The following is a 13057-nucleotide window of genomic DNA, read 5'->3' on the forward strand; positions in this document are numbered from 1 at the left end:
GAAACAACTCTCCAATGCAAGGGATTCAAATGAGCAGTGCTAAGCAAGCAATCCGCCTGAAGCGCACCGCGCTCGCGGTGATTCTGACTTCGGTCATCGGTGCCGCTGCCGCCCAGAGCACCACGGGTTCGTTGTACGGCAACGCCCCGCAGGCCGCCGGTGCAACCATCACGGTGCAGAACGATTCCGGCCTGAAGCGCTCGGTGACGGTAGATGCCAATGGTCGCTACAACCTCGGCTCGCTGCCGGTGGGCAACTACTCGATCACCCTGCAGCGTGATGGCCAGGTGGTCGACAAGCGCGAGAACGTGCAGCTGCGCGTCGGCGCCGGCACCGAAGTGTCCTTCGGCGGTGGCGATGCCACCAACCTGGACGCCGTGACCGTCACCGCGGCCAACATGCCGAAGATCGACGTGAGCAACACCGTCTCCAAGTCGGTCATCACCTCCGAACAGCTGGACGTGCTGCCGCTGGGTCGCAGCGCCGAAGCCATCGCACTGCTGGCACCGGGTGTGGTCGCCGGTAGCGGCCAGTTCTCCAACGGTTCGCGCTCGGTGCTGTCGTTCGGTGGCTCCAGCGTCACCGAGAACGCCTACTACCTCAACGGCTTCAATGCCTCCAACCCGCTGAGCAACATGGGTGGCGTCAGCCTGCCCTATGGCGCAATCGACCAGCAGGAAACCTACACTGGTGGTTACAGCGCGCGCTATGGTCGTTCGACCGGCGGCGTAATCAACCAGCTCGGCAAGCGCGGCACCAACGAATGGCATTTCGGCGCGCAGGTGACCTGGGCTCCGGACAGCCTCGCCGCTTCGCCGCGTGACATCAATTTCCCGGACATCGATCTGCCGGACGGCTACAAGTACAGCAACGCAACCCGTCCTGGCACGATCTATCGCTCGCGTGATGGGGACACCGCCACCCGTACCACCTACAGCGGCTATGTCAGCGGCCCGTTGATCGAAGATCGCCTGTTCATCAACCTTGCTGCCGAGGCAGACAAGACCGAAGGCGTGTCCACCGCCAACCGTATTGCCTCCCAGGTGATTCGTAACCACTACAGCTACACGGCACCGAAGTTCTACGGCAAGATCGACTGGAACATCAACGACAACAACACGTTGGAGTACACCCGCGTCCAGAACACGGACCGTCAGTCGGGCTATTACAACAAGTTCGACTACGCCACCCTGAAGGAAGGCGGTCGTGCGGGCACCTACGCAGATACCGAGAAGCTGAAGAATGAGTTCGATATCTTCAAGTACACCGGCTATCTGACCGATGACCTGACCCTGAGCGCCGTGTGGGGCCGCAGCAAGGAAACCAACCTGCTGAGCAACCCGCTGGATTCCACCAATCCCTACCTCAGCGGCGTTGCCAACCAGAACACCGGCGTCACCGGTGGTCAGTTCATCCGCAACAATCAGGCTGGCCTGTACACCAAGGCCGACGATGCTGGCAGCAAGACCCGCGGCCTGCGCGTGGACCTGGAATACCGTCTCGGCGATCACGAGCTGACCGCCGGCATCGACAACATGTACTACAACGCACACAACGAAGGCCAGCACGTCACCGGCCCGGGCTATGCGTGGGTTTATGGCAAGTCCGCAGATCCGTCTTCACCGGTTGATCCGGAAGCAGGCGTCGGTGCACCGGGTGGTGACGGCTACTACGTTTCCAGGTACGTCTTCAGCACCACCACCAGCATGGCGGTCAAGCAGAAGGCCTACTACCTGGAAGACCGCTGGCAGGTCACCCCGAACTGGCTGCTGACGCTCGGCGTGCGCAACGACAAGTTCACCAACTACAACAGCGCCGCGGTTGCCTACGTGGAAAGCGGTGACCAGTGGGCCCCGCGTCTGGGCGCCACCTGGGACGTGTTCGGTGATTCGTCGCTGAAGGTGTTCGCCAACCTGGGCCGCTACTACCTGGCCCTGCCGAACAGCGTCGCCATCCGCGGTGCGTCGGCCTCGACCTTCACCTATGAGTACTTCAACTACACCGGTATCGATGCCAACGGCAATCCGACCGGCCTGACCGCACTCGGCCCGGGCCCGGTGTCCTCCAACGGCGAGTACGGCCAGACCCCGGATCCAGCATCCGTGGCTCCGACCGACCTGAAGTCGCAGTACCAGGACGAACTGATCCTGGGCTTCGAGAAGACCATCGGCCAGTCGTGGAACAGCGGCGCCAAGGTCACCTACCGTCGCCTGCAGTCGGCCATCGACGATATCTGCGATCCGGACCGCATGTTCGAGAAGCTGGAGTCGATGAACATCGACACCTCGAACCTGGACGTGCCGCACTGCACGATCTTCAACCCGGGCAAGACCAACACCTTCCTGGCCAAGCACCTGGACGGTTCGGGCTACACCTCGTTCCAGATGAGCGGCAGCGACTGGGGCTTCGGTGGCAACAAGGCCAAGCGTGACTACGTCGCCATCGACCTGTTCCTGGAGCACCCGCTGTCGAACAAGTGGTACGGTCGCGTGGATTACACCTGGTCGCGTAACTTCGGCAACACCGAAGGTCAGGTGAAGTCGGATATCGGCCAGGACGACGTCTCCAAGACGCAGGACTGGGACGGCTCGTACCTGATGGAGTACGCCGGTGGCTACCTGGCCAACGACCGTCGCCACCAGCTGAAGGGCTACGGTGCCTATCAGTTCAACGACGAGTGGACCGCTTCGGCAACCGTGCGCATCATGTCGGGCATGCCGAAGAGCTGCCTGGGCTACTACGGCGCCAATGAAGGCGACCCGATGAGCTACCGTACCGCGTATCACTACTGCGCCGGCGAGCCGTCGCGTCCGGGTGATGCGGGCCGTCAGCCGTGGACCAAGCGTGTGGATCTGGGCGTGATGTACCGTCCGGCTTTCGCCGACCACAAGCTGGCCTTCAGCCTGGACGTGTTCAACGTGTTCAACGAGCTGAAGGCGGTGCAGTCGGATTCGAAGTTCAATTCCGACGCTCGTTACACCGTGTCCAACACCTACGGAATCGGCACGTACTACACCGCGCCGCGTTCGGTCCGTCTGTCCGCTTCCTACGATTTCTGATCGAAGGAAGGCAACAGCAAGGCAATCGCCCGTCGATTGCAGGTGAACAAAAGCCCCGGCATCTGCCGGGGCTTTTTTGTTACCGCACGACACGATGTACCTGCCGGAGGATCGCCGTTACTGGACCCTTATCGGAAGCTCGGTTCCCGCCATCGCCGCGTTCCCGCTGTAATCCTTCGCAGTGATGCGGATCGTGTAGTTCCCCGGCAGCAGCTCCGCAGGTTGCAGCAGGCCGGTGGCCAACAGGCCGTCACGCACGGTGTTGGTCAGCACGTAGCGGAAACGCGTGCTGCTGCTGCCATGCACGGTGATGCCGCTGTCGGCTGCATAGGCCACCTTCACCGCCTCGCGTTGCGGCGGCATGCGGTTGAAGAGGATGTTCATCCGTGGCTGCTCATAGCCGGGCAATGCGCGACCGTTGCTGTCCAGGATCTGGTAACCAAGCGCGTACAGGCCAAGACGGCGGCGCGGCAGGTTGTCGTCGACCTGGTCCCACGCCTCCACCACCAGTTGCAGGCCGCTGTCATCACGGGGCACCTGCAGGCGGCCATCGACCTTCGTCACCAAGCGCTGGTCATTGGCATCGAGCAGCGCGATGTCGTCGATCTTCGGCGCGACGTGATCGGCGTAGTTGGCAAACCCCAGACGCACCGCGTTGCGCTCGTAGCCGGACGGTCCCACCGCCAGGTGCACGTGCGCCTGGTTGTTGATGCTCCCCAGGGCGTCACCCGGCTGGAAGCGGGTGCCGCGGCGCACGCGCACGCGATCAAGGCGGCCGCTCTCGTCATCGAGCAGCTGGAAACGCGCGGCGTCCAGCGGGCGGTTGCCGGCATCACGCCCCACCTTCATGTGGATGTAGTCCAGCTTGTCCAGCGAGAACCCTTCGGCCTGGCCGCCCAGTGACCAGGTCGACGCTGGACTGCTGACCTTCCCGGGCGCAATCGCCAGCACGGTCTGGCCGACATCGCCACGCACGTCGAAACCGCTGTGCAGGTGATGGCGGCTCTCGCCGCTGAAGTTGCCACGCACCTCGCCCAAGGTCCCGGTCACCTCATGCCAGCCGAGCTGCGGTGCCAGCGGCCACCGCCGCTGGTTGGCCGGCAACGGGTTGTCCGGCGAAGGCCCCAGCACGGGCGGCGACGCCTGCAGGCCGCCGGCTGCCGGTGCCAGGTGATGGACACGGTAGGCATCGGCATCGGCCATCAACAGGCTGCCGTCCGGGGCCAACGCCAGGCCGGCCGGTCGCGCGAAGCGCTGTGCGTCATTGCCCGCCACCGCCACGATGTGGCCGTGCGGCGAGACCTGCACCACCCGACCGCTCAACCGCTCGCTGACATAGACCACCCCGTCGTGCGTCACAGCCAGCGCCATTGGTCCCCACAACACACGCTCCCCATCGCGCATGCCCACGCGCGTGCTGACCGTGCCCTCGGGGCTGATCACGCGCAGCGCATTGTTCTGCAGGTCGGCGACCCACAGGTTGCCGTGCGCGTCGAGCTTCAGGTCGGTGGGCGTATCGAACCGCGCCACCGCACCGGCGCCGTCCTCCCACCCCGGGCGCTCGCCGCCGGCCAGGGTCGCAACCTGTCCACCGGGCGTGATCACGCGGATGCGGTCGTTCCAGGTATCGGCCACGTAGATGCGGTCATCCGGTCCCACGGTCACGCCCATCGGCCCGTTGAAGCGTGCCTGCGCGCCCGCCCCGTCAGCGAAGCCCGGCGTACCGTCGCCCGCCACGGTGCTCACCTGCCCCTGCGGGGTGATCCTGCGGATGGCATGGTTGCCGGTATCGGCCACGTAGAGGTTGCCGTGGCGGTCCAGCGCGATGCCGGAAGGCGTGTTGAACGCCGCCGCCGCACCCTGTCCGTCGGCAAAGCCTTCGCGGCCACCGGCCAACAGCGTGAAGGCCCCGCCCAGCAGGTCGCGGTAAAGAATCCGGTTGTTGTCGCCGGCATCGGCCACGAACAGCACCGTGCCACCGAGGGCCACGCCCCACGGGTCGCTGAAGCGCACCTGCGCGGCACTGCCTGCCGCATTGCCGGCAACGCCGTCACCGCCCAGCAGGTCGATGCGGGCCTGCCAGCCCAGCGGCGTGGGCGCCGGGCCCACCGGGCCTTTCGGCGTCGGTACCCACAGGAAACTCGCCGCCAGGGCAGCTCCGGTAACGACGACGACGGCCGTAATCCAATGCTTGCGATCCATGTACACCCAAATGATTGCCGAGCCGGCACGATAGACGCTGATCGACCGGGGCGGAACCTGCCATCGGTCCCGGACCCCGGAGCCCACCATGACCACTCGCCTGTACCTGCACGCCACGCCCATCACGCTGCAACCGGCGCATGGCGAGGCCATCGCTCTGGCGCTGTCGCTGGACCGCTTGCTGGCCGACGGGCTGGCGCGCTTTCCCCCGGGCGAGGCAGCGATCGAACGGGCCATCGCCACCACCGAGGACGCACTGATGCCACATGTCGCCGCACTGCGCGCGCACCCCGTGGAGGTCCTATGGGTGGCCGATGACGGCCTGGCTGCGTTGCCAACCCTACTTGGTGATGAAGCACGCACGCGTTGGCACATCGACGCGGTGGAACGCGCCTTCAACCTGCTGGCCGACGTGGCCGCTGGCTTGCCCGCACATCATGCCGGTTTGCCTGCGCAACCGCGCTTCATCGCCGCGCTGGTGGTGGTGCGTGAACTGATGCACCACGTGGGCTGGCAGCAGCTGCAGCTGCAGCTGCCACAACCCGATTGAGCCCATCACGTCCGGCCACTACTGCGCGGGACGCTCCGGGCCATTGCCCATCGCCTGCCGGTAGGCGCTGTACAGCGCCAGCACCTTGTCCACGTACTGTCGCGTTTCCGCGTACGGCGGCACGCCGCCATAACGCGTGACCACGCCGATGCCGGCGTTGTATGCCGCCGCCGCGAGGGTACGGTCACCGTTGTAGCGACGCAGCAACGACTGCATGTAGCGCGCGCCACCGTTGATGGACTGCGCCGGCGACAACGGATCGGTCACCCCGTACTCCGATGCGGTCTCCGGCATCAGCTGCATCACACCCTGCGCGCCCTTGGGCGAAATGGCCTTCTCGTCGAACGCACTCTCGGCGTGTGCCACCGCGCGCAGCCACGCATCATCCACGCCGGTGGCCTTGGCGGCGGCACGGAACTGCCGTGCATGCCGGTCCAGCTGCGGCGTGCCCACGCGTCCCAGGCCGGCGTGCGCCGGTTCGCCCGGCGGAGTGGCCACGGTGAAACGCAGGTAGGGCGTCGAACCGGGCAGGTTGCGGGTGGAGTACACCTTCCGGCCATCCTGCTCGCGCTCGTACAAGGTGCCACTGAACACCCCGAAGTTGCCCCACAGGTTCGGCGCCTGCACGGCGTTGTCGTCCACCGTCATCGCCGTGCAGCGCGATCCCGGTTCCGGCGCGGTGGCCAGGCTGACCGTGCCCTTCTGTACGCAGCGGTAGACGGTGCGCGCCTGCAACGGCGCACACAGCCCGCACAACAGCAACACCATCGCAACCGCAGCCGCGCGTGACATGCCGGAACCACATCATGGGAAGGGGCGATGATGCTGGGCCCGCGCGTTTGAACGGCAGGTGATGAAAAGTGCGGCAGAATGAATGGCCGCCTTCCGGCCTGCCACCATGCCCGACGCCGTCCCCCTGCTGGGCTTCGCCACCCCGCTGTTCCATACCGGTCGCAATACCAGCGTACGGCGTGGCCAGCGCTGGCATGGCGCGCCCCGGGCCTGCATCGAATATGCGCCGGGGCAGCTGTCCGCCCCGCTGGAACTGCGGACCGAACTGCGCCGCTTCGACACCCTGACCGCGGCCGACCTGGCCGATGAGCACGACCCGGCCTGCCGCACGCCCCCAGGGCTGCTGGCCGTGATGCAGCAGCTGTATCCCGGCTTCGAGCAGGACGAGACCGTCACCCTCGTGCACTTCCAGTGGCCCGCATCCGGGTAGGAACAGCCGCGACCGCAAAGCCAGCACACGCCGGGAACCCCCCCTCCCCCACCCCCCCCTTCGCTGCGCGAAAGGGACGGCGCAGTCCGCCACGACCCGCAGCAAGCCGTAGGCGCGGCCTCGGCCGCGAAGCCAGCGGCCCCCCGACCGCCTGCGCCGGCCGGGGTATCGGCCGGGGTATCGGCCGCGCCTACCGGGGATGTCAGCGCGTGCTGGCCGCGCGCAGGTGTGCGCCTACGGGTGCGGAGAACGCACGGTTGTCGGTGACGTCCCAGTTGATCGACCAGGTCATCACGCCACGGAACGTCGGATGCGGCTGCGCCGGGGTGACTTCATCGCAGTTGGATGCGGTGGTCAGGCAATCGAAGGCACGGTTGATATCGGCCGGCGTCGCGTAGCCATTGCCTGCCGCACGCAGCCCCGATGGCAACGCCAATGCCACCTGGTCCGCGCGCAGGCCTTCGAAGCGGCCCTTGCCGCCGGCCAGCGGGAAGCCCTCGATCAGCATCTTCGCCGAGCCCACCATCATGTCCACGCTGCCACCGGGGTACTTCTCGGCGCGATAGGGCGTGGGCAGGCCGCCGTTGTTGTAGAGCTGCACGTGCAGCAGGTCCAGCTCGGCGCGCAGGCCGTCGATCAAGGGCAGGTAGGCGCCCCAGATACCTTCCATCGAGACGAAGCCCCCCTGCACGTACGGGTGTTCCGGCGCCATCGACACGTACAGGTTGGGGTACATGCCGTGCAGGCGCTTCACCGCCGAGATCAGGTGCGGCACCACCGGCGCGTCATGCGTGACGCCAGCGATCTTCTCCAGGTCGATGTCGATGCCATCCAGCCCGAAGGTGTTGATGGCCTCGGCGGTGGTGCGCACGAAGTTGTCCTCATCGCGCTGCGTGTTCAAGGTCACCGTGCCCAGCTCCCCACCGAAGGACAGCACCACGATGCGTCCACGGGCGCGCTTGGCGGCGATGTCGGCGATGAGTTGCGCGCGGTCCAGCGCCGGGTCGGGGTTGAACGCCACCTTGCCTTCGCCCATGTCGTCGGCGAAGGCAAGCACGATCACGTCCCAGCTGTCATCGACCTGCGAGACCGGCAACACGCCCTGGCCGTTGTCGAAGTTGTGCAGGTAACCGACCAGCGCATGCCGTGGCAATGCATGGCTATGCCCGGGCGTGACGCCGACCTGCGTCGCCGCGGGCGATGGTTCCGTCTTTGCCTGACAGCCAAACGTGGAAGCCAGTGCCAATGCACAGGCGAGAACGGTGATCGACTTCATCGTGGTCCCTGGGTTGGAAGAACCCCGATTCTAGGCACACGATTGCCCTGAAAATCACGGAAAAACAATTGGTTATGAAACCTGTCCGATAATGGCGCCGGGTTGTCCTGGCGATGACCCGTGTACAGCGCAACAGGGACGGCGCGCGGCCGTGGACATGTGTTCGGCATGTCCGCGCCTTGCCCACCCTTGCCCTTCCGCAGCCGCTGCAGGCGACAGGGACGACTCAGCTGCAGGTCTTCATCCGCCGCTCGGCGTCCCAGAGCGCACGCCTTGCCATGTCATAGGCGCTGTCGGCGGCGCTCGGCAGGCTGTGTTCGGCCTCCACCGGATCGGCACCGTTGCTGAAGCGGTACTCCACCCGCTGCAGCGCATCCAGGTGCGCCAGCACCGGCGCCATCCAGCGCGTGCGCTGCTCTGCACTGCAGCGCGGGTAGCGCCGTTCCAGATCACCCACCGCGACGCGGATGCGACGACTCGCTTCGCCCTTCAGGTCGGGCGCCTTCTCGAACCGGATCGGCGCTGCCTTGTAGGCGTCGCCGGTGGCTTCGCTGCCCAGGTCGGCCTTCTGCTCATGCAGGTTGGGGTTGAAGGCCACCGGCGGCGGGCGACGGGCCTGCGCCGGCTGCACGTCGCGCCCATGCACCACGCGCGCGGCCATCGCATACGGGGACTCACCGGGCTTCTTGCTGTCCTCGAACATCTTCGCCACCGCCCCTTCCAGCGGCCGCTCGCCCACGCCGCTGGCCAGCGCGTCGCGGTGCTCGAACACCTGCTCGGTCGCACTCTTCTGCCGGGCCGTCGACGCCTCCGGCACGGCCAGCGTGCCGTCCTTTCCATACAGCCGCTGCGACCAGCTGGCGGCCGGGATGGCCGCGGTCGCGACGGGCGCAGGGGTGGGCGTAGCCGGCGCGGTCACCGCGACCGGCCGCTCGGCCGGCCCGGTGCGGGCAACCACGACCGGCGCGGCGCTCCGTGCAGGCACGGGGGCCACGATCAGCGGCGCGGGCAAGGTCCCTTCCGCGGCCAGCCAGCGCAGCTGAATCCGCGTCTCGCGCCGTACCGGCGTGGCTTCGGGCATCTGCAGCAACAGCCGCGCCAGCGTGGAGAGGAAAGCCAACGCAACCGCGACCGCCGCAACGCGGTTCCACAACGGCTCGGGCGAGGCCTGATAACGCATGCATCTCCATCAAGGGGGTGAATCCGCGGGACGAGGACCGGTCCGCCATCGCGGGGCCGTGGCAAGCACAGACCGGGCGTGGCACGGCGAGTTCCATGATTGTGCCGGGCGAATGTGTGAACCTATGGCAGTGGGCTGAGCGTTCATTCAGCCAGCCATCGTTCGTTGCCTGTCCTTCCAAGGAGTTGTTCCGTGACTACCGCAGCATCGCCGAACCTGGATGAAAGCATCGCCAAGCAGTTGTTCTTCGGCCATATCGCCGAAGATGCCCTGTTTCCCTATCCGCAGATCCGCGAGCGTGACCGCGAGATGCTCGGCGCGATGACCGATGCCATCGACCAGTTCCTCGGCGAAAAGACCGCCGAGCTGCGTCAGTACGACCGCGATGCCGAACAACCGCCAGCGTTCATCCAGGCCCTGCGCGACATGGGCCTGTTCGGGCTGATCATTCCCGAGGAATACGGCGGCATGGAGCTGTCCAATGGCGCCTATGCGCGCGTGCTGGGCCAGACCAGCAGCCATGACAGCTCGGTGTCGCTCACCGTCGGCGCACACAGCTCGATCGGCATGAAGGGCCTGCTGCTGTTCGGCAACGATGAACAGAAGCAGCGCTACCTGCCGAAGCTGGCCAGCGGCGAGATGATCGCCGCGTTCTGCCTGACCGAATCCGGCGCCGGCTCCGACGCGGCGGCCATCCGCACCAAGGCCACCCGCAACGACGACGGCACCTGGACGCTCAGCGGCGAGAAGATCTGGATCACCAACGGCGGCATCGCCGATTTCTACACGGTGTTCGCGCGTACCGACACGCCCGAAGGCAAGGTCACCGCGTTCATCGTCGAGGCCGGGTGGGACGGCGTCAGCCATGGCCCGCACGAGGACAAGATGGGCATCCGTGCCTCATCCACCACCACCGTCGCCTTCAACGAGGTGCGCGTACCGGCCGCCAACGTGCTGGGCCCGGTCGGCAAGGGCTTCAAGGTAGCGATGAACATCCTCAACAGCGGCCGCACCGGCCTGGGCGGTGGCGCGGTGGGCGGCATGCGGGCGCTGATCCGCATGGCCTGTGCGCAGGCCAGCGAACGCAGGCAGTTCGGCCAGCCCATCGCCGAGTTCGGGCTGGTGCGCGAGAAGATCGCGCAGATGACCGCCGACTGCTTCGCCGCCGAAAGCACGGTGTGGATGGTGGCGCACCTGATCGACAGCGGCCGCACCGACTATTCGGTGGAAGCGGCGATGAGCAAGGTATTCGCCAGCGAGGCCGTGCAGCGCTGCTGCTACGAGGCACTGCAGATCGCCGCCGGCAACGGCTTCATGCGCGAGCTGCCGTACGAACAGATGACCCGCGACACGCGCATCCTGTCCATCTTCGAAGGCACCAACGAGATCCTGCGCCTGTACGTGGCACTCAATGGCCTGAAGGGCGTGGGCGCGACGCTGGCCGAGCTGCAGAGCGCGGTGGGCGGCATCTTCAATGACCCGATCAAGGGCTTCGGCGTGCTCGGCGATTACGCCGGGCGACGCGTGCGCGAGGCCACCGGCTACGGCACCGGGCGCATCCGCGCACCGCTGGACGATGCGCTGCGCCCGTTGGCGCGCCTGTGCGAGAAGTACGCGGTGGAACTGTCCAAGGCCTCCGACCGCCTGCTGCGCAAGCACGGCAAGCAGATCGCCGACCAACAGCATGCGCAGAAGCGCGTGGCCGACGTCGCCATCGACCTGTTCGTCGGCCTGTGCGTGCTCTCGCGGGTGGAAAGCCTGATCCAGGCCAAGCACCCGGCGGCGGATGATGCGGTCCGGATCGCCCGCCTGTTCGCGCGCCAGGCGCGCCGTCGCATGGCCCGCAACATCCGTGGGCTGGAGCGCAACGAGGACGAGATCATCGAAACCCTGGCCGCCTCGGTACTGGAGCGCGGCGGCTATGCGTGGGACGTGATGTAAGCCCACGCCCGCAGGAGCGGCCTTGGCCGCTCCTGCGATGCTCGCCGGTCAGTGCCCTGCCGGTGCATCCTCCAGCGCCACTGCTCCTTCGCGCAGCACCCGCCGCAACAACATCCGTCCCTGGCGGTCCAGGCCGTGCACGCGTGGCTTCACGCCGTGGTGGCGATAGCGGCTCACCACTTTCTCCAGTGCCGCCACGGCGGTGATGTCCCACAGCTGCGCGCGCGACAGGTCGATCACCACCGTACGCCCCTGCGCGGCACGCGGGTCGAATGCATCGATGAACGCGTCGGCCGAGGCGAAGAACACCTGCCCGCTCACCGCGTAACGCAGGCTGCCATCGGCATCGTCCTGCCTGTCCACCCGCAGCAGGCGCGCCACCTTCAGCGCGAAGAACACGCCACTGAGCAGCACGCCCATGCCGACGCCAGCGGCCAGGTTTTGCGTGCCCAGCGTCACTGCCACGGTCGCCAGCATCACCACGCCGGACAGCCGCGGATGCCGCACCAGCGCGCCGAGGCTGCCCCAATCGAACGTCGACACGCTGACCATCACCATGATCGCCACCAGTGCGATCACCGGCACCTGCGCCACCCATGGCTTGAGCAGCACCATCAGCACCAGCAGGAACACGCCGGCAAACAGCGTGGACAGGCGGCCACGCCCGCCGTACTTCACGTTACCCACGGTCTGCCCGATCATGCCGCAGCCGGCGATGCCGCCGAACAGGCTGGTGGCAATGTTGGCGATACCCAGGCCAGTGCATTCGCGGTTCTTGGAACTGGGCGTGTCGGTCAGCTCATCGACCACACGCGCGGTCATCATTGATTCCAACAGTCCGACCATGGCGATCGCCAGCGCCGGCATGGCGATGATCCGCAGCGTCTGCAGGTCCAGCGGCAACTGCGGCAATCCCATCCAGTGCGGCAGCGATTCGGGCAACCGGCCAAGGTCCGCCACCGTCGGCAGGTCCAGCTTCAACCACGCCGACAGCCCACTGAGCACCACGATGCAGATCAGCGGCGAGGGAATCGCGCGCACACCGGGCAACGGCAGCCGCGGCAGCCCGTAGATCACCAGCAGGCCCAGCGCCAGCATCGCCCAGGTCGCGGTGGTGGCGCCCTGAAACTGCGGCAGCTGCGCGGAGAAGATCAGGATCGCCAGTGCATTGACGAAGCCGGTACGCACCGAGCTGCTGACAAAGCGCATCAGCACGCCCAGCCGTAACACCCCGAACAGCACCTGCATCACACCGGCCAGCAGGCCGGCGGCGAACAGGTAGGGCAGCCCATGCGCGCTCACCAGCGGCGCGGCCACCAGCGCCACCGAGCCGGCCGCGGCGGTGATCATCGCCGGCCGGCCGCCGAACACGGCGATCACGATGCTCAGCACGAACGAGGCGAACAGGCCCACCTGCGGGTCCACGCCGGCCACGAACGAGAAGGCGATGACCTCGGGGATCAGCGCGAAGGTGGCCACGGCACCGGCCAGCATTTCACGCAGGGGATGGGCGCGCCATTGCGCCAGTTCGGTAGACAGGAAGGACATGCGGGCAAGCCGCCCCTGCGCGGCAGGAGCAGGCGGAATCGGGGGATGGGCGCGAATTATGCCTGCTGCGATCCGGTCC

Annotated in this window: 9 protein-coding genes; 4 read left to right on the forward strand and 5 right to left on the reverse strand. The window is 66.8% G+C overall.

The genetic code is table 11. The features are described 5' to 3' along the window. Nucleotides 1-29 precede the first annotated feature (29 nt). Nucleotides 30-3059, forward strand: coding sequence for a TonB-dependent receptor (locus ATCM_RS17920; protein ID WP_132865829.1), 3030 nt, complete (start codon nt 30-32; stop codon nt 3057-3059). A gap of 117 nt (nt 3060-3176) precedes the next feature. Here ATCM_RS17920 and ATCM_RS17925 read toward each other — a convergent pair whose 3' ends face one another. Next, nucleotides 3177-5261 (reverse strand): NHL repeat-containing protein, encoded by a 2085-nt coding sequence (locus ATCM_RS17925; protein ID WP_132865830.1) that lies wholly within the window; start codon nt 5259-5261, stop codon nt 3177-3179. Between the two features lie 88 nt (nt 5262-5349). Between ATCM_RS17925 and ATCM_RS17930 the strand changes: the two genes are divergently transcribed. After that, complete coding sequence (locus tag ATCM_RS17930; protein ID WP_132865831.1) at nt 5350-5811, forward strand: hypothetical protein; 462 nt, start codon at nt 5350-5352, stop codon at nt 5809-5811. Between the two features lie 18 nt (nt 5812-5829). Here ATCM_RS17930 and ATCM_RS17935 read toward each other — a convergent pair whose 3' ends face one another. Continuing rightward, nucleotides 5830-6603 carry a lytic transglycosylase domain-containing protein gene (locus ATCM_RS17935; RefSeq protein ID WP_132865832.1) on the reverse strand — a complete coding sequence of 258 codons (774 nt, stop codon included), beginning with the start codon at nt 6601-6603 and terminating at the stop codon, nt 5830-5832. A 106-nt stretch (nt 6604-6709) separates the two neighbouring features. Between ATCM_RS17935 and ATCM_RS17940 the strand changes: the two genes are divergently transcribed. Next, the gene (locus tag ATCM_RS17940) at nt 6710-7033 is read left to right on the forward strand and encodes a hypothetical protein (protein ID WP_132865833.1); all 324 of its coding nucleotides are present in this window, start codon (nt 6710-6712) and stop codon (nt 7031-7033) included. A gap of 202 nt (nt 7034-7235) precedes the next feature. Here the strand turns inward: ATCM_RS17940 and ATCM_RS17945 are convergent, their stop codons facing one another. Together ATCM_RS17945 and ATCM_RS17950 are read right to left on the reverse strand one after the other, a co-directional pair. Next, nucleotides 7236-8309: a chitinase gene (locus ATCM_RS17945; RefSeq protein ID WP_132865834.1), complete on the reverse strand. Its 1074-nt coding sequence runs from the start codon at nt 8307-8309 to the stop codon at nt 7236-7238. Between the two features lie 226 nt (nt 8310-8535). Continuing rightward, the gene (locus ATCM_RS17950; protein ID WP_132865835.1) at nt 8536-9489 is read right to left on the reverse strand and encodes a hypothetical protein; all 954 of its coding nucleotides are present in this window, start codon (nt 9487-9489) and stop codon (nt 8536-8538) included. Nucleotides 9490-9681: 192 nt separating this feature from the next. On the opposite strand from ATCM_RS17950, the gene ATCM_RS17955 reads away from it, so the two are divergent. Next, a complete protein-coding gene (locus ATCM_RS17955; RefSeq protein WP_132865836.1) occupies nt 9682-11430 on the forward strand; it encodes an acyl-CoA dehydrogenase family protein in 1749 nt (582 codons plus the stop codon). A gap of 48 nt (nt 11431-11478) precedes the next feature. Here the strand turns inward: ATCM_RS17955 and ATCM_RS17960 are convergent, their stop codons facing one another. Next, nucleotides 11479-12978 carry a SulP family inorganic anion transporter gene (locus ATCM_RS17960; protein WP_132865837.1) on the reverse strand — a complete coding sequence of 500 codons (1500 nt, stop codon included), beginning with the start codon at nt 12976-12978 and terminating at the stop codon, nt 11479-11481. Nucleotides 12979-13057: the final 79 nt, after the last annotated feature.

The sequence above is a fragment of the Stenotrophomonas sp. ATCM1_4 genome (assembly GCF_004348115.1).
GTDB lineage: Bacteria > Pseudomonadota > Gammaproteobacteria > Xanthomonadales > Xanthomonadaceae > Stenotrophomonas > Stenotrophomonas capsici.